Raw genomic sequence first — 17547 nt, forward strand, 5'->3', positions numbered from 1 at the left:
TAGAATCAACCAATCAGCAACTCATCGTCATCGAGCTTCTGGCCGCGTATCTTGCGGAACATGTCGATCAGATCCTCCACCTCAAGATCCTTGCGGCTGTCACCGGAAACGTCGAGCACGATCTCACCGGCATGCAGCATGATCGTGCGCGTGCCATAGTCCAGCGCCTGACGCATGGAATGGGTGACCATCAGCGTCGTCAGCTTGCGCTCCGATACCACCTTGCGGGTCAATTCCATCACGAATTCCGCCATGCCGGGATCGAGCGCTGCCGTATGTTCGTCCAATAGAAGCACGTCCGAGCCTGACAGTGTCGCCATGACGAGCGAGACCGCCTGCCTCTGGCCGCCCGACAGAAGGTCCATGCGGTCCTTCAGACGATTTTCCAGACCGAGATTGAGCGAAGCGATACGCTCCTTGAAAAAATCCCGCCGGCCACGTCCGAGCGCAGGCAGAAGACCGCGACGTTCACCACGTGATGCCGCCAGCGCGAGGTTTTCCTCGATGGTAAGCGCGCCGCAGCTGCCCGCCAGCGGGTCCTGAAACACGCGTGCCACCCGCCCCGCCCGGCTGGCAGTCGGCTTGCGGGTAACATCGGCGCCACCGATCATCACCCTGCCTGCCGTGGGCAGCACATCGCCGGCCAGAACACCGAGAAGTGTCGATTTGCCCGCACCATTGGAACCGATGACCGTGACGAACGAACCATCCTCAATGGTGAGGTCTATCTTGGACAGCGCCTGCTTCTGCAGCGGCGTGCCGCGCCCGAAGACGACCTGGATGTCGGAAAGCGAAATCACGATGTTGCTCCCCCGCGGCGCAGTCGGGGCAGGATCAATGCGATGGCCACCAGTACCGCCGTTACAAAATTGAGATCGGACGCCTTGAGACCCAACACATCACTCGACAGAGCAAGCTGGATGGCGAGACGATAGGCGATGGAGCCGAAGACACAGCCGATCAGCGCGATCAGGATGCCGCGCGCGCCAAACAGGGTTTCACCGATGATGACGGCCGCAAGCCCGACAACAATGGTGCCGACACCGGAAGTCACATCCGCAAAACCATTGGTCTGGGCAAACAGCGCACCACCAAGAGCCACAAGCGCATTTGAAAGCGCCATGCCAAGATAGATCTGGCTACCGGTCTTCACGCCCTGCGCCCGCGCCATCCGCGCATTGGCACCCGTCGCGCGCATGGCAAGACCCGCATCGCTTTCAAGGAAACGCCAGACGAGAATGACAGCAATCAGCACCAAAGCGCCGACGAAGAGCGGCCGCACCAGATATTCAGAAAGGCCGAGGCCGTAAAACGGCGATATCATCGTGTCCTGATTGAGCAGCGCGACATTCGGCTTTCCCATCACGCGCAGGTTGACCGAAAACAGTGCGATCATCGTCAGGATCGAGGCAAGCAGGTTCAGAATCTTGAAACGCACATTGAGTGTGGCGGTCACGATGCCGGCAGCCGCACCGGCCACCATCGCAATCGCCGTCGCGACCCAGGCATTCAGACCGGCGATGATCAGCACGGCTGCCACGGCAGCGCCAAGCGGAAACGAACCGTCCACGGTCAGGTCAGGAAAATCAAGCACCCGGAAAGCGAGGTAAACGCCGATCGCCACGAAAGCGAAGACCAGTCCCAGCTCCACGGCACCCCAGAAGGCGATTTGGCTCACGGTAATGTCCTTGTTATTGCCGCCATCGGGCGGATACGGGCACCGTCTCGTGCCACGTAAAACGGGCGGCGAGTTTGCCGCCGCCCGTTATTCAGTCAGGTTTCGGTTCAGTCGATGACCTTGGTAGCGCGCTTCGTAACGCTTTCGGGGAAGGTGACGCCTGCTTTTTCAGCGGCCTTCTTGTTGATCACGAGATCGGTGCCAACAGCAACGGTTGCCGGAATATCGCCCGGCTTTTCACCCTTGAGGATGCGGACAACGACGGCACCGGTCTGCTTGCCAACGTCGAAATAGTTGAAGCCGAGGGCAGCAACCGCACCGCGAGCAACGGAATCCGTATCGGCGGCATAAAGCGGGATCTTGGCTTCAGACGCAACACCGGCAGCAGCCTCGAAAGCCGAAACGATGGTGTTGTCAGTCGGAACGTAGATCACGTCGGCCTTGCCGACCAGCGCACGGGTCGCACCCTGCACCTCAGCCGACTTGGTGGCGACGGATTCAACGACCTTGAGACCCGCCTTCTCGGCCTCGGTCTTCAAGAGAGCGAGTGTCGAAACGGAGTTTGCCTCGGCCGAATTGTAGATGAAGCCGATGGACTTGGCGTTCGGCGAGATTTCCTTGATGAGCGCCAGATGTTCGCCGACCGGCAACATGTCGGAAAGGCCGGTGACGTTACGGCCCGGCTTCTGCATATCCTTGACGAGCTGTGCGCCGACCGGATCGGAAACCGCCGTGAAGACAACCGGAATGTCGCGCGTGGCGGCAACGACGGCCTGGGCAGACGGCGTGGAAATCGGCACGATGACAGCAGGTGCCTCGCCAACGAACTGGCGCGCGATCTGTGCTGCGGTGCCGGGATTGCCCTGCGCGGATTCGTAAAGGAACTTGAGGTTCTCACCTTCCTTGTAGCCCGCTTCGGCAAGGGCAGCCTTCACGCCATCGCGGGCGGCATCGAGTGCCGGATGTTCGACAATAGCGGTCACAGCAACGGTGACGGTTTCAGCCTTCGCCGGCAGAACGATGGCGCTCGCAGCGGCGAGAGCCAGAATGAATGCGCGCATGGATATCCTCCTGTTGGTTCCCTGTTTTCGTCTTCTTAGGAACAAGACAGGCCGAAATCAATCGGAGAACCGCCGGAAACCCAGCTTTATGAGGCAAAACCGGCTTATTCAGTCGTCTGCGCCGTGGTTGGCGATCATCATCGCCTCGAAAGCCAGCCTTTCGGTCTTGCGCATGCGCTCGGATTCCGACTTCAGCTGGCCACAGGCCGCTAGGATATCGCGGCCGCGCGGCGTGCGGATCGGCGAGGCGTAACCTGCCTGATTGATGAAATCGGCGAACTTCTCGATCTGCGCCCAGTCCGAGCACTGGTAATTCGTGCCCGGCCACGGGTTGAACGGAATGAGGTTGATCTTGGCCGGAACGCCCTTCAGAAGCTGCACCAGCATCTTGGCGTCTTCCAGACTGTCATTGACGTCCTTGAGCATCACATATTCGAAGGTGATGCGCCGGGCGTTGGAGAGGCCCGGATATCTGCGGCAGGCTTCGATCAGTTCCTTCAGAGGATATTTCTTGTTGATGGGCACCAGCATGTCGCGCAACTCATCACGCACCGCATGCAGCGAAATCGCCAGCATGACGCCGATCTCATCGCCGGTGCGGAAGATTTCCGGCACCACACCCGAGGTGGAGAGTGTGACGCGGCGCTTGGAAAGCGACAGGCCATCGCCATCGGTGGCGATCAGAAGCGCGGTCTTTACATGCTCGAAATTGTAGAGCGGCTCGCCCATGCCCATCATCACGATGTTGGAGACCTTGCGGCCTTCGCTCGGCACATAAGCGCCAACCGGCGTCGAACCATCGGGGAAGTCACCGAGCCGATCACGCGCCAGCAACAGCTGCGAGAGGATTTCCTCGGCCGTCAGGTTGCGCACCAGACGCTGCGTGCCGGTGTGACAGAAAGAACAGGTCAGCGAACAGCCCACCTGGCTCGAAATGCACAGCGTGCCGCGCCCTTCTTCCGGAATATAAACCGTTTCGATCTCGACGGGACGGCCAGCGCCCCGCGGCGGAAAACGCATCAGCCATTTGCGGGTGCCGTCATTGGAGATCTGCTCCTCGACGATTTCAGGTCGAGCGATGGTGAAGGCCGCCTTCAGCTTCTCGCGAAGCTCCTTGGCGACATTGGTCATATTGTCGAAATCGGAAACGCCGCGCACATAAAGCCAGTTCCACAACTGGCTGACGCGCATCTTCACCTGCTTTTGCGGCACACCGATTTCCGCGAGCGCCTCACCCATCTCCTCACGGGTCATGCCGATCAGCGACGGCTTGCCGGACATGAGATCGCTATTGGCGATCAGCGGGGTTTTGACTGCCAGACCGGCAGGAGCTTGCATTACGGACATCACGTTATCCCATCGTTCCATGCGTCGCACGACCGGCCTGTCGGGAAGGCGGAAAATCGTCTGCATGTCGAGAAAATCAAAGGCGGAGCACTTTTCGCGCATCCGCCTGTCAATATTGCCGCGCCTTTAGCATCAAACTGGCAAAAACGCAAATGGCCGGTCTAGGACCGGCCATTGTCAAACGCGATGAAGGGTCAGCGTTACTTGCAGCTCTCGATCTGCTTGAGAGCAGCCGAAATACCCGACAGCGAATAGGAATAGGAGGTCGCGGTGCCACGGCCGGAAACTGCCTTGACGGTCATGGACTTGCCGCCCTTCATGGCAGCCACGAGAGCCGGTTCTTCCGCAGCGTTTTCAACCCAGGCGGCCTTGTCCTTCGTGAACATGACGAAATTCTTGTTGTCGATCGTCACATTGACCTTCGAACCCTGCTTCAGCGGATAACCTACCATGGCCTGCGGCTCGTAGGAGATGTTCTGGCCCGGGCGCTGGGAGACGATGAAGAATATATCGCCGTGGTCGACGCTCGCCGGTTCCTTGGCGGTGGGAATGGACAGAACGTAGCAGACGGTGCTGTTGCCCGATTTGTACGAATAGGCACCCCAAGCATTGAACTGCTGGATGCGCGTGGGCGACTGTGCAGATGCTACGCCGACGCTGGTCAGCAAAATGGCCGCTGCGGTTGCTACACTTCTTACAAACATAGAATTTCCTGCCGGGTTATTGTCTTCCATTGGCCCGAAGCATCGGCGAGCCCAGAGTCTGGATCGGCCACGTTCAGGTGCGGATCGTCTTTTCTCATTGTGGTCGGGAAGCGGTTACCAAACCGTCAACAACATGCATAAAATGCCGGAAACGTCTTGCAGTGTTACAGATTGGCGACTCCCGACGCCCTGAAGAGAAGGGCATGCAACACCCTTCCTCCGTGTGTATGACACATAAATTCAGGCAAGAATTTGTCGCCCGTCGGGCGCGCCCGAACGGGCAGATCACAGAGGCGTTACCCGGCTTCCTGCTGCCGCTTCAACATGGCGTCCGCCGCGTCGTAATGTTCCATCTTGATATTGGCGCGGATCATCGCGAGCGCTGCGGTAATGACGGCTATGTCATCAGTAAAACCGACGACGGCCAGCATGTCCGGCACGACATCAAAAGGCATGATGAAATAAGCCAGCGCAGCGAGGATGATACCCTTGGCGCGGAGCGGCGTGTCGCGATCGATCGCGCAATAATAGGCCGCGGCCGCATCGCGGGCAAACGGCACTTTCGACATGACACGTTTCAGCTTCGGCCAGAACCTGGTCCGAACAACCTCTTCGCGCTCACGCTGCCTGTCGGTTTCACCCGGCAGAAGAATTTCACCGATTTTCACATCATCCATGATCGACGGTCCTCCGGTCACGGCTATTATATGGGATTTAAGGTGGAGCGTTCAATTGCCTCGGCCGGCAGCGGCCTTCTGCATGGCCTCGGCCAGAAGAAAATCGCGCTCCGTCACACCCTGCGAATCGTGGGTCGTGAGGCATACCTTGACCCGCGAATAGACGTTGGACCATTCGGGATGATGATTGAGCCTCTCTGCGACGAGTGCGGATTCAGCCATGAAACCGAAGGCTTCCGCAAAGCTGGAAAACTTGAAGGAACGGACGATCGCCGCCCCGTCTTCGCGCAGGGACCAACCCTCCAGTTTCTGCAGGGCCTGCCGGATGGCATCGGGCTCGAGTCTGGGATATTTCATGAATTTGCCTCCGCTTTAAACCCATTAACGCTTCAACGACCGGATCGACGCATATTCCATGAAACATACAGCTATTCTCTTCGTCTGCATGGGCAATATCTGCCGCTCACCGTTGGCCGAAGGGATTTTGAGGAACCTTGCCGACAGCGCAGCGCTTCATCAGCTTACCGTCGATTCCGCCGGCACCGGCGGATGGCACAGGGGTGACACGCCCGATCCGCGATCCATCGCCATGGCGCGCCGGCACGGTATCGATATTTCACTTCAACGGGCGAGACAGGTCACTGCGGCGGATTTCGAGACCTTCGATCTGGTATTCGCCATGGACGAAAACAATCTGGCGAACCTGCTGCGATTGAGTTCCGAAAGGCACCGGCACAAAATCCATCTTTTCATGGAATATGCCGCCGGGCGTCGCGAGAACGTCCCCGATCCCTATTACGGGGCCGAGGACGGATTCCTCACAGTTTACAACATGCTTTTGGCGGGATGCAGATCGCTGCTCGAAAAGATCGAGCTGGACCGCGCCTCGTGAAGCGGAAACACCTCTTCGACGATATAGGGCCCGCCACCCACCGATTCCTTCGACGACATCAGCACAAAGCGGCCGACCGTAAAGGGTGAGGTGCGGAAGTTGCCGCGTCCGGAAAGATACTGCACCACATCGTCCACGCGGGAGGAGCGCAACCGCGCCAGCGTGACGTGGGGCATGAACTTGCGCGGATCGGGCGGGAGACCGATCCTTTGGCAGATTCTCTCGATTTCCGCCTGCAGCGCATGCATTTCGGGCGAGGGAGAAACGCCAGCCCAGATGGAATGCGGCTTCTTGGAGCCGAAGGAGCCCATTCCGGTGAGGTTGAGCTGGAATTCCGGCCGGTCTATCCGGTCCAGCCTGTCAACGACCTCATCGGCGGTACGACCGTCGATGTCACCGATAAAACGCAGGGTTATGTGATAATTCTCCACATCGATCCACCGGGCTCCCGGCAGACCACCGCGCAACAACGAGAGGCTCATCGCCGCATTGCGCGGAATTTCGAGGGCGGTAAACAGTCTCGGCATGGCGAGCTCCCCGAATCTCTTGGCAGAACAAGCATAGCGAATCACGCAATGCAGACGGGCGCAAGTGCTTATTTTTTTTGCGCACCGATTGTCTTGATGAAGCTTTCAACAGCCGGCAAAGATTTTTCGACCATCACTACCACCCCCTTGGTATTGGGGTGCATCTTGTCGTCCAGCTTCAGCGCATCATCCGTCACCACGCCATCCAGAAAGAAGGGATAAAGCGGCAGGTTGTATTTTTCCGCAAGCTTCGGGAATATCGGATTGAAGCGCTTTGCATAATCATCGCCCATATTTGGCGGCGCCATAATACCGACCAGCAACACGGCTATGTTGCGCTTCTGAAAACCGGAAATGATGGTGTCGAGGTTCTTTTCGGTCTGTTCCGGCGGAATTCCCCGCAGGGCGTCGTTGGCGCCCAGTTCCAGAATGACGCCGTCAGTGCCATCGGGAACAGACCATTCCGCCCGCGCCAGACCGCCTGAGGAAGTGTCACCGGACACACCTGCGTTGGCGATGGCGACATTGATACCCCTGGCCTTTAATGCAGCTTCAAGCTGTGCGGTATAGCTGTCAGTCGGGGGAAGCTGATAACCGGCCATCAGGCTGTCGCCGAGGCCAACCAGCTGCAATGTCCGCTCCTGGGCGAAGCCAGCAGTGGCGGAAAGGGCGGTGGCGAAAATGACGATGAAGTGAAACAGGGCAGCTTTAAATCTCATCACGGCTTTCCTAACTTGGTTCCCATTGCCTGAAATACTGACCGCATCGACCGCCAGACCGTTTTCATCACCCTATATAGGAACGAGAATTGTGACGAAAAGCATCATAGAGCTGAAGAAAGCCGACCTCACGCTCGGCAATGCCGCCGCCTCCGTCCACGTTCTCAAGAACATCGATCTCTCAATCAGAGAGAGCGAGGCGGTTGGCATCGTCGGCCCCTCCGGATCGGGAAAGTCGACACTTCTGATGGTGCTTGCCGGGCTCGAGAGGCTCGACAGCGGCGAAATCATCATTGCGGATACGCCGCTGCACAAGCTCGGTGAGGACGCGCTCGCGGATTTCCGCGGCCGCAACATTGGCATCGTTTTTCAGTCCTTCCACCTCATCGCCAACATGACCGCACTGGAAAATGTCGCAGTGCCGCTGGAATTGGCAAACGTTCCGAACCCGTTCGAAATCGCCGAGCGTGAACTGGTCGCTGTCGGTCTCGGCGAGCGCCTCAATCATTATCCCGGCCAGCTTTCCGGCGGCGAGCAGCAGCGTGTGGCCATCGCCCGCGCACTCGCCCCGTCGCCAGCCGTATTGATAGCCGATGAACCGACCGGCAACCTCGATACCGACACGGGCAAACAGATCGCCGATCTTCTGTTTGCCAAACAGGCCGAGCGCGGCATGACGATGATCCTCGTTACCCATGATCCCTCGCTGGCGGCCCGATGCTCACGGCAGATCAAGGTCCGCTCCGGCGAAATCGAGGGCGACAGCGCCCGCTCACAGATGGCTCGGGCGGTATCCGCATGACCGGAATCTTTCTTCCGTCTTTTGCAAATGTCAGAAACGCCGCAAGGCTCGCGCGGCGCGAAATTCGCGGCGGCCTGCGGGGCTTTTACATCTTCCTCGCCTGCATCGCGCTTGGAACCGGCGCCATCGCCGCCGTCAATTCCGTCTCGCGCGCGGTCACCAGCGCCATCGCCACGGAGGGGCAGTCCATACTGGCAGGCGACGTGCGTTTTGAGCTGCGCAACAGGGAAGTGACGGCAGAAGAGCGCGCTTACCTCGATAGTCTCGGCACCGTCGCGGTTTCCACCGGTCTACGCTCCATGGCGCGCCTCGCCAATGGCTCAGAACAGACCCTGACGGAAGTAAAGGCCGTTGACGGCTCCTACCCGCTCTATGGAACGTTCGTGGCCGAGCCGAACCGGCCGCTGAGCGAGCTTCTGGCCGGAAATGGCGACACCTATGGCGCGATTGCCGCGCCGCTTCTGCTGGAACGGCTCGGAATCAAGGTCGGCGATGAGATTCTGCTCGGTAATGTGACGTTGAAACTGAACGGCACCGTGATCGATGAGCCGGATGCCCTATCTGATGGTTTCGGTTTTGCTCCTCGACTGATGGTCAGCCGCGACGCCCTTTTCGCCTCTGGTCTCGTCCAGACGGGCAGTCTCGTCGAACACGCCTACAAGATCAAGCTGAACGACCCTGCAGCACGGGCGGCAATGACCGATGCAGCCAACAAGGCGTTTCCCGATGCCGGCTGGTCGATCCGCACCAGCGACCGGGCTGCCCCGTCGCTCACCGAAAACGTCAACAGGTTCTCGCAGTTTCTGACGCTGGTTGGCCTCACTGCCCTGATCGTCGGCGGTGTCGGCGTCGCCAACGCCGTTCGCGCATTTCTGGATTCCAAGCGCACCACCATCGCCTCGCTGAAATGCCTGGGTGCGCCGGCCTCCGTGGTCACCATGACCTATCTCTTCCAGATCGCCTTCATAGCGGCTGTCGGCATTGTCATCGGGCTTGTGGTCGGCGCCGTTGCGCCACTCATCGCCATGCGGTTTCTGGAGGGCGTGCTGCCAGTGCCGGAAGAACTTGCCTTCTATCCCGGCGCGCTCGGTCTCGCCGCCCTGTTCGGCCTCCTGACGACACTCGCCTTCGCCATCGTACCACTCGGTCAGGCACGCGAGGTGCCGGCTACGGCGCTCTTCCGCGAACAGGGTTTCGAGGAGGGAAGCTGGCCGTCCTGGCCTTATCTGACCGCGACCGGTGTGCTTCTGGCGGCGCTTGCGGCCCTTGCTGTCTTCTCGGCGGAAGACCGTTTCATAGCCTCGGTCTTCCTCGCGGCCATTGCCTTTGCCTTCGTAGTGCTGCGGCTGGTTGCCTCCGGCGTAAAGGCCATCGCCAAGCGCAGTCCGCGCGTTCATTCGGCTGCGCTGAGACTGGCGATCGGCAATATTCACCGACCGGGCGCACTCACCCCCTCGGTGGTTCTTTCTCTCGGCCTCGGCCTGACCCTCCTCGTGACGCTGACACTGATCGACGGCAACCTGCGCCGCGAACTAACGGACAGCCTGCCGGAGAAAGCGCCGAATTTCTTCTTCGTCGATATTCAGGGCAGCGAAGTGCAAGGCTTCCGCGATCTTCTCAAACAGGAAGCGCCGCATGGCACCCTGACGGAAGTGCCCATGCTGCGCGGCCGCATCCTCGCTCTCAACGGAGAAGACGTGACGAAAATGGACGTACCCTCGTCCGGGCGATGGGTGCTGCGTGGCGACCGCGGCATCACCTATTCCGAAAACATTCCTGAAAATGCCAAGCTGACGGAAGGCGCCTGGTGGGCACCGGATTATAGCGGCGAACCACTGGTCTCCTTCGCAGCGAAAGAGGCGGGTGATCTGGGCCTGAAGATCGGCGACAGCGTTACCGTCAACGTGCTTGGCCGCAGCATTACGGCGAAGATCGCTAATCTGCGCAATGTCGAATGGGAATCCCTGTCGATCAACTTCGTCATGGTGTTTTCGCCCAATACTTTCCGCGGCGCGCCCCATGCCTGGCTGGCAACACTTGCCGATCCTTCCGCAACTGCGGCCGACGAAGGCCGCATATTGCGCGCCGTCACCAATACTTATCCCACAATCACCAGCGTCCGCGTGAAGGATGCGCTCGACGTCGTCAACCGGCTTGTCGGCCAGCTCGCGACCGCGATCCGCGCCGCAGCAGCCGTTGCGCTCATTGCGTCCGTCCTGGTTCTCGCCGGCGCGCTTGCGGCCGGCAATCGCGCCCGTACGCATGACGCCGTCATCCTGAAAACGCTGGGCGGCACGCGAAGCCTGCTCATACGCGCCTTCTCCTATGAATACATGATCCTCGGTCTCGCCACCGCCGTCTTCGCGCTTTTCGCCGGCGGTGTCTCCGCATGGTTCGTGGTCGCCCGCATCATGAAGCTACCCTCCAGCTTCCTGCCGGATGTGGCAATCGGAACCCTCGTCGTCGCCCTTGTGATGACTGTGGGCATCGGCCTCATCGGCACCTGGCGGATTCTCGGGCAGAAGGCAGCGCCTGTTCTCAGACAGGCCGGTGAATGATCATCGGTTGTGCGCCGCTTAACTTTAACGATTAATTCTTTGTAATGATCGCCAAAACGTGAGCGCTTTTCGCGCATACGGTGTCTTTTCGGCGGGAAAAGGCCTTGTATCGAACGCGTTCTGCCATCATATTCTTGAGCAGGCTTGCTGAAGCTCCGCAGCGGCGCCCGGGAGGTATCCCGACACCGTAGCAATTACGGAGCTCAAAAGAGGAAACAATGGCTGACTTTAATAACTACCAGAACCGCATGGCGCAGACGCGTGCACAGTCTGGTGCGCTGATCGACGAAGGTCTTCGCGCCTATATGCTCAAGGTTTACAACCTTATGGCGCTGGCTCTGGTCATCACCGGCGTTGCCGCGTTCGGCACTTATACGCTCGCCGCTTCCAATCCGGCTGTCCAGCAGCTGCTTTTCGCGTCGCCGCTTCGTTGGGTCGTGATGCTCGCTCCGCTGGCACTGGTCTTCTTCCTTAGCTTCCGCATCCAGAACATGAGCGTTTCCGCTGCGCAGACGACCTTCTGGGTTTACGCCGCGCTGATGGGTGTTTCGCTCTCCTCGATCTTCCTGGTCTACACCGGCCAGAGTATCGTGCAGACCTTCTTCGTGACCGCGGCCTCGTTCGGTGCGCTCTCGCTTTACGGTTACACGACCAAGAAAGACCTGTCTGGCATGGGTTCGTTCTTGATCATGGGCCTGTTCGGTCTGATCATCGCTTCGATCGTCAACATTTTCCTTGCATCCTCCGCGCTGCAGTTCGCGATTTCCGCGATTGGCGTGCTGATCTTCGCAGGCCTGACCGCCTACGACACCCAGAAGATCAAGGAAATGTATTTCGATGCTGACGATGTTGCCGTCGCCGGCCGCAAGGCCATCATGGGTGCGCTGACGCTCTATCTCGACTTCATCAACCTCTTCACCTTCCTCCTGCAGTTCCTCGGGAACCGCGACGACTAAGGGATTGGGTCCTACGGAAAAAAGAAAGGCGACCTCAGGGTCGCCTTTTTTATTACCTCATTTCGCCCAATGCGCCTGATCGTCCGTCAAGGCAGGAGACTGACGTTACTGGAGCTCATTCGATAAGTTTCAAAACCTTGTCGAAAACCTTGAGGACTTGCGGCAGCTCGTGGCCGCGCTTCAGAATGCGGCCATCCACATTCACGACGCTGTAAGCTCCCTGCTTCGCCGCCAGCCTGGGGTTCTTTTCGATCCTGTAGAGCGGCATTTCTCCCGACCGTTTAAAGACGGAAAACACCGCTTTTTCCTTCAGATGATCGATGGCGTAATCCCGCCACTCCCCTTCTCCCACCATGCGGCCATAAATGCGCAAAATCGCATCCAGCTCGCGGCGGTGAAAGGTCACCGGCAATGGATCCTTGTTCTTCTTGTATTCACGGAGATCGATAACGGTGGAGCTGTCGCGTGAAGCGGTTTGAGCCTGCTGCACATCCGGTTGATCGGTCATCCAGTACCTCCGATTCCACCCAAATCATCAGATCAATGTGAGCTTGGCGGCTCGAAATTGCAAGTGTTGTCGACTTACGGCGCTCACAGGAACCAGATGGGGTTTCTCGGCTTAGAAAGCTCAGCAGGCAGAAAAACAATGCGACAACGAGCATCTGCCCCAACATCACCGACAAACCGTCCCGCGCAAGAGCAGGGTAGAACGGTAACCATTTAGGCACCCATTTTACGGGCGCCTGCCGTATTTCGGTCAAACCATGGCCTGAATTGGGTGGAATAGTCGCATTGTCAATTGATGCCTAGGCACCAAGATGACCCGGTCCGGTGCATTGACCCTTTACCCCCAGCCCCCAGTGCCCGGACCGGATCTTCAATCGCCAGATCGGCGATTATGGCGTTTCGTTCCCCAATAAAATACTTGCGCCGACAATTGCCGCGGGATCACCGCTTGCATTCGCCGTCTGCAACAGCACGGCGCAGCCGCCCTTTTTTACCTTGGCCACCACGCTCGCCGGCAGCTTTACCGTCATCGGCGAACCGTCCCACATGCCGACCGTCTGCACGTCATAAACGCTGTGCCAGTAGGACATTTTTTTCCCCTGATTTTCACCCTTCTGCACATCCACGGTCTGCTCCCGGGTAAAATATGCGACGACGACATCGGCCTTGCCGCTGCCGGCACCGATATCGATCTCCACCTCATCACCCGCAAATTTTGACGAGACGGGCACGTTCAATCCCTTGCCCTCATGCTTGAACGAGTCGAGCCTGTCATAAATCCCGCGCACATCCGCTCCCTTGACGTGGTCACGGCCGTTCAGAATGGCCTGCGGCGTGTAGACCCCGTTGCGGCCGAGTGCACGCATGTAACCGTATTGCCGTTCGGTATTTTCCTTGGATGCGAGCGAATCCGTCCAGCCGAGATAGTTCCAATAATCGACATGGTAGGAGAGACCGACGACGTCGCCCTTCTGGATCATCTTGCGCAGGGCCTCATCCGCCGGGGGGCAGGATGCACATCCCTGCGATGTGAACAATTCGACGACGCCCTTCACCGCCTCCTGCGCCTGCGCGGAGGTGACGAGCAACGTGCCGAGAAGACATATCGACAGGGGGAATTTCAGCGGCATTACAAAAACCTTTGTCCGGAAGAGATCCAGACGAATTGATGCGATCAATCCCGCCGGGATGCAAACCGGAAAATAACGTCTAACGCCCTTCAATAGAAAGTCACGAAGGGGTGAGCGACAATCACAAAACAAGCGACTTGAAACGGAAAGACGCCGGGATTCCTCCCGGCGCCTTCGATTGTCGAAGCTTTACGCAGCCAGATCGCGCAGAACGGTCTGCAGAATACCGCCATTGTTCATGTAGATCACTTCATCAAGCGTATCGATACGGCAAAGAAGCGGAACTTCCTTCACCGTGCCGTCGCTGTAAGTGATCTTGGCGATCTTCTTTTCACGCGGCTTGATCTCGCCTTCGAGACCGTCGATCTCAACGATTTCATCGCCTTTGAGGTCGAGGCTCGCCCAGGACGTTCCCTCTTCAAAGACGAAGGGGACGACGCCCATGCCGACCAGGTTCGAACGGTGAATACGCTCAAAGGACTGCGCGATAACCGCCTTGACGCCGAGCAGGTTGGTACCCTTGGCCGCCCAGTCACGGGATGAGCCGTTGCCATATTCGACACCTGCAAAGATGACGAGCGGAACGCCCTCAGCCTTGTACTTCATGGCCGCGTCATAGATCGACATCTCTTCCTTGGACGGATAGTGAATGGTGTAGCCACCTTCCTTGCCGTTCGGGCCGAGCATGTGGTTGCGGATGCGGATGTTGGCGAAGGTGCCGCGCATCATCACTTCGTGGTTGCCACGACGTGTGCCGTACTGGTTGAAGTCGGCAACGCCGACACCATGCTCGGTGAGATAAGCACCGGCAGGCGATGCCGCCTTGATCGAACCGGCCGGAGAAATATGGTCGGTGGTGATCTTGTCGCCGAAGAGACCGAGAACGCGCGCGCCCTTGATGTTCTTGAGACCCGAGCCCGTCTTGCCCATGCCCACGAAGTAGGGTGGGTTCTGGACATAGGTCGAGTTGTCGTCCCAGGCATAGGTCTGACCCGGCGGCACCTGAACGGCCTGCCAGTTGGCATCACCCTTGAAGACGTCGGCGTACTTCGTCTCGTAAAGCTCGCGCGTGACGTATTTCAGGATGAACTCCTGAATTTCCTTCGAGGTCGGCCAGATATCCTTGAGATAGACCGGGTTGCCGTCCTTATCATTGCCGATCGGCTCCTTGGTCAGGTCCTTCTGGACCGTACCGGCAAGAGCGTAAGCGACGACGAGGGGCGGAGAGGCCAGATAGTTCGCCTGCACGTCAGGCGAGATACGGCCTTCGAAGTTGCGGTTACCGGAGAGAACGCCGGCGGCAATCAGGCCCTTGTCGTTGATCGTCTTGGAGATCGGCGCCGGCAGCGGGCCGGAGTTGCCGATGCAGGTCGTGCAGCCGAAGCCAACGAGGTTGAAACCGATCGCATCGAGATCCTTTTGAAGGCCCGACTTGTCGAGATATTCGGCAACCACCTGTGATCCAGGTGCAAGCGACGTCTTCACCCATGGCTTGGAGGTCAGCCCCTTGGCGACAGCGTTACGGGCGAGAAGGCCGGCAGCGATGAGGACGGAGGGGTTGGACGTGTTGGTGCAGGAGGTGATGGCGGCAATTGCCACATCGCCGTGACCAAGATCGAAGTCCTCGCCTTCAACCGCGTAGCGGCTCGAAAGCTGGCCGGGCTTCTTGTAGTCGTTTTCGAGAGCAGTCGCGAAATTGGGCGCGATGGTTTCGAGCGGCAGGCGGCCTTCCGGACGCTTCGGGCCGGCCATGGACGGTACGACGTCGCCGAGGTCGAGTTCGAGCGTGTCGGTAAAGACAAGATCGGAACCGTCGCCGGTGCGCCACATGTCCTGGGCCTTGGAGTAGGCTTCCACGAGGGCAATACGATCCTTTGCACGGCCGGACATCGTCAGATAATTGATGGTTTCGCTGTCAACCGGGAAGAAGCCGCAGGTCGCGCCATATTCCGGGCCCATATTGCCGATGGTCGCCCGGTCGGCCAAAGACATTGAATCAAGGCCGGGGCCGAAGAATTCGACGAACTTGGAAACGACGCCCTTCTTGCGCAGCATCTGCACGACGGTCAGAACGAGGTCAGTCGCGGTGACGCCCTCCTTCACCTTGCCAGTCAGCTTGAAGCCGATGACCTCAGGCAGAAGCATGGAAACCGGCTGGCCAAGCATGGCCGCTTCAGCCTCGATACCGCCGACGCCCCAGCCGAGAACGCCGAGGCCGTTGATCATGGTCGTGTGGCTATCCGTGCCGACGCAGGTATCCGGATAAGCGATGGTCTCGCCGTCCTCTTCCTTGGTCCAGACGGTCTGGCCGAGATATTCCAGGTTGACCTGGTGACAGATACCCGTGCCGGGGGGAACAACGCGGAAGTTCTTGAATGCCTGCTGGCCCCACTTGAGGAAGCGGTAACGCTCGCCATTGCGCTCATATTCAAGTTCGACGTTGCGGGCAAAAGCGTTCGGCGTACCGAATTCGTCAACGATAACGGAGTGGTCGATGACGAGATCGACAGGAACCAGCGGATTGATCTTTTCGGGATCGCCACCCAGCGCTTTGATACCATCACGCATCGCAGCAAGATCGACCACGGCAGGAACGCCGGTAAAGTCCTGCATGAGAACGCGGGCGGGGCGGTAGGCGATTTCGTTTTCGGTGAGGCCCTTGTTGTTGAGCCATTCGGAAACCGCCAGAATGTGTTCCTTGGTAACGGACTGGCCGTCCTCGAAACGCAGGAGGTTTTCGAGCAGGACCTTCATGGAATAGGGCAGCTTGGAAACGCCCTTCAGGCCATTGGCTTCAGCCTTGGGCAGGCTGAAATAGACATAGTCCTTACCATCGACGGTAAGAACGGAACGACATTTGAAACTGTCGAGTGATTTGGGCATGGATAAAAACCCCGCTTACACTGATAGCCAACACGTTCGTGCGGACACCTATGCACTCATGCACATCAGGATGCGGGTACGACCATTTCCGCTGTCCGCACGTGAAAATTGCTCCTCGCAATCGTCAAGTCCGGCGCAAGATGATGTTCACGCCGGCCGCTGGCGTGTTGACACCCATATAGATAATTTCAGACAAACGTGCCAGACCATTCCACGACGCTAATCGATTTTTTTATGATCGAACGGCAAATTTTAATCGGAACCGCAGCATGCATCTGACGGCGGAAAATCTTGGCGTGCGACGCGGCGAAGATTTCATATTCATGAACATTTCCTTCAAGTTAAGCGACGGTGAGGCGCTGGTGCTGACCGGGCGTAACGGCTCGGGAAAATCGACGCTGCTGCGCACGGTGGCCGGTCTGTTGCGACCCGAGCGGGGGCAAGTGAAGATAGCCGGCGAAGGAATAGAAGCCGAGATGCGCCCTTCGGAAGCGTGCCATTATCTCGGCCATCGCAATGCGATGAAGACGGAACTGACAGTTTCCGAGAACCTGCGCTTCTGGAAGGATTTCCTTGGAGACTTTCATGGCGCGGCGGGCGTAGCGATTGACGAAGCGGCCGAGAGTGTCGGCCTTGCCGGCATTACCCACCTGCCTTTCGGTTACCTGTCCGCCGGTCAACAGCGCCGCTTCGCGATGGCAAAGCTCCTTGTCGCATGGCGGCCGGTATGGATTCTCGATGAACCGACTGCGGCGCTCGACAGGGCGGCAGACGACATGTTTACCGACCTTGTGAAAGGTCATCTTGCAAAAGGCGGGATCGTGCTGGCGGCAACCCATCAGCCTTTGGGGCTGGAGAAGGCGCAGGAGTTACAAATGACCGGGTTCGCGGGCGTGGAGGCTTGGGCGTGATGGCGATGTGCACGCGGCTTACCCCCCTCTGCCCTGCCGGGCATCTCCCCCTCAAGGGGGGAGATCGGCAAGAGGGGCTACAGCCACTCGATTCTCGAGCATTGAGTTGGACGAGACCTAACCGCGAGTCGATCTCCCCCCTTGAGGTGGAGATGTCCGGCAGGACAGAGGGGGGTAAACTACACCCACCGAGGT

General features: G+C 58.7%; 17 protein-coding genes. 5 read left to right on the forward strand and 12 right to left on the reverse strand.

Going from position 1 to position 17547, the window contains the following annotated elements; genetic code table 11:
- Nucleotides 1-5: 5 nt before the first annotated feature.
- From HQN82_RS11285 to HQN82_RS11315, 7 genes are all read right to left on the reverse strand, one after another.
- Nucleotides 6-800 carry an ABC transporter ATP-binding protein gene (locus HQN82_RS11285; RefSeq protein WP_022556955.1) on the reverse strand — a complete coding sequence of 265 codons (795 nt, stop codon included), beginning with the start codon at nt 798-800 and terminating at the stop codon, nt 6-8.
- Complete coding sequence (locus HQN82_RS11290) at nt 797-1678, reverse strand: ABC transporter permease (protein WP_004443879.1); 882 nt, start codon at nt 1676-1678, stop codon at nt 797-799. Before HQN82_RS11290 ends, HQN82_RS11285 begins: the two co-directional genes overlap by 4 nt.
- A gap of 107 nt (nt 1679-1785) precedes the next feature.
- Nucleotides 1786-2739, reverse strand: coding sequence for an ABC transporter substrate-binding protein (locus HQN82_RS11295; RefSeq protein WP_004443882.1), 954 nt, complete (start codon nt 2737-2739; stop codon nt 1786-1788).
- Between the two features lie 108 nt (nt 2740-2847).
- The gene (rlmN, locus tag HQN82_RS11300) at nt 2848-4020 is read right to left on the reverse strand and encodes a dual-specificity RNA methyltransferase RlmN (protein ID WP_077987047.1); all 1173 of its coding nucleotides are present in this window, start codon (nt 4018-4020) and stop codon (nt 2848-2850) included.
- Between the two features lie 266 nt (nt 4021-4286).
- Nucleotides 4287-4790 carry an invasion associated locus B family protein gene (locus tag HQN82_RS11305; RefSeq protein WP_003523183.1) on the reverse strand — a complete coding sequence of 168 codons (504 nt, stop codon included), beginning with the start codon at nt 4788-4790 and terminating at the stop codon, nt 4287-4289.
- A 296-nt stretch (nt 4791-5086) separates the two neighbouring features.
- Nucleotides 5087-5467 (reverse strand): YkvA family protein, encoded by a 381-nt coding sequence (locus tag HQN82_RS11310; RefSeq protein WP_173614896.1) that lies wholly within the window; start codon nt 5465-5467, stop codon nt 5087-5089.
- 51 nt (nt 5468-5518) lie between these two features.
- A complete protein-coding gene (locus HQN82_RS11315; RefSeq protein WP_004443891.1) occupies nt 5519-5824 on the reverse strand; it encodes a 4a-hydroxytetrahydrobiopterin dehydratase in 306 nt (101 codons plus the stop codon).
- 58 nt (nt 5825-5882) lie between these two features.
- On the opposite strand from HQN82_RS11315, the gene HQN82_RS11320 reads away from it, so the two are divergent.
- Complete coding sequence (locus HQN82_RS11320; protein ID WP_112765636.1) at nt 5883-6359, forward strand: low molecular weight protein-tyrosine-phosphatase; 477 nt, start codon at nt 5883-5885, stop codon at nt 6357-6359.
- On the opposite strand, the gene thpR is transcribed toward HQN82_RS11320, so the two are convergent.
- Both thpR and HQN82_RS11330 read right to left on the reverse strand, forming a co-directional pair.
- Complete coding sequence (gene thpR / locus HQN82_RS11325) at nt 6293-6886, reverse strand: RNA 2',3'-cyclic phosphodiesterase (protein ID WP_004443895.1); 594 nt, start codon at nt 6884-6886, stop codon at nt 6293-6295. The two genes, HQN82_RS11320 and thpR, sit on opposite strands and share 67 nt — an antisense overlap.
- Before the next feature lie 68 nt (nt 6887-6954).
- Nucleotides 6955-7605, reverse strand: coding sequence for an arylesterase (locus HQN82_RS11330; protein WP_173614897.1), 651 nt, complete (start codon nt 7603-7605; stop codon nt 6955-6957).
- Between the two features lie 91 nt (nt 7606-7696).
- Between HQN82_RS11330 and HQN82_RS11335 the strand changes: the two genes are divergently transcribed.
- The 3 genes from HQN82_RS11335 (at nt 7697) to HQN82_RS11345 (ending at nt 11921) form a co-directional block, all read left to right on the forward strand.
- A complete protein-coding gene (locus tag HQN82_RS11335) occupies nt 7697-8407 on the forward strand; it encodes an ABC transporter ATP-binding protein (RefSeq protein ID WP_173614898.1) in 711 nt (236 codons plus the stop codon).
- Nucleotides 8404-10965 carry an ABC transporter permease gene (locus tag HQN82_RS11340; RefSeq protein WP_173614899.1) on the forward strand — a complete coding sequence of 854 codons (2562 nt, stop codon included), beginning with the start codon at nt 8404-8406 and terminating at the stop codon, nt 10963-10965. Before HQN82_RS11335 ends, HQN82_RS11340 begins: the two co-directional genes overlap by 4 nt.
- Nucleotides 10966-11183: 218 nt before the next feature.
- Nucleotides 11184-11921 carry a Bax inhibitor-1/YccA family protein gene (locus HQN82_RS11345; RefSeq protein WP_006698258.1) on the forward strand — a complete coding sequence of 246 codons (738 nt, stop codon included), beginning with the start codon at nt 11184-11186 and terminating at the stop codon, nt 11919-11921.
- A 115-nt stretch (nt 11922-12036) separates the two neighbouring features.
- Here the strand turns inward: HQN82_RS11345 and HQN82_RS11350 are convergent, their stop codons facing one another.
- From HQN82_RS11350 to acnA, 3 genes are all read right to left on the reverse strand, one after another.
- Nucleotides 12037-12429 carry a DUF2794 domain-containing protein gene (locus HQN82_RS11350; protein ID WP_004443903.1) on the reverse strand — a complete coding sequence of 131 codons (393 nt, stop codon included), beginning with the start codon at nt 12427-12429 and terminating at the stop codon, nt 12037-12039.
- A gap of 388 nt (nt 12430-12817) precedes the next feature.
- Nucleotides 12818-13558, reverse strand: a complete 741-nt coding sequence (locus tag HQN82_RS11355) for a DUF1223 domain-containing protein (RefSeq protein ID WP_035207945.1) — start codon at nt 13556-13558, stop codon at nt 12818-12820.
- A 189-nt stretch (nt 13559-13747) separates the two neighbouring features.
- On the reverse strand, nt 13748-16441 hold the full coding sequence (acnA, locus tag HQN82_RS11360; RefSeq protein ID WP_022556961.1) for an aconitate hydratase AcnA: 2694 nt from the start codon (nt 16439-16441) through the stop codon (nt 13748-13750).
- Between the two features lie 269 nt (nt 16442-16710).
- Here acnA and ccmA point away from each other — a divergent pair, with 269 nt between their 5' ends.
- Nucleotides 16711-17352, forward strand: coding sequence for a heme ABC exporter ATP-binding protein CcmA (ccmA, locus tag HQN82_RS11365; protein WP_006698261.1), 642 nt, complete (start codon nt 16711-16713; stop codon nt 17350-17352).
- Nucleotides 17353-17547 lie beyond the last annotated feature (195 nt).

Origin of the sequence: Agrobacterium pusense (assembly GCF_013285525.1) — a bacterium.
Classification (GTDB): Bacteria; Pseudomonadota; Alphaproteobacteria; order Rhizobiales; family Rhizobiaceae; genus Agrobacterium; species Agrobacterium pusense.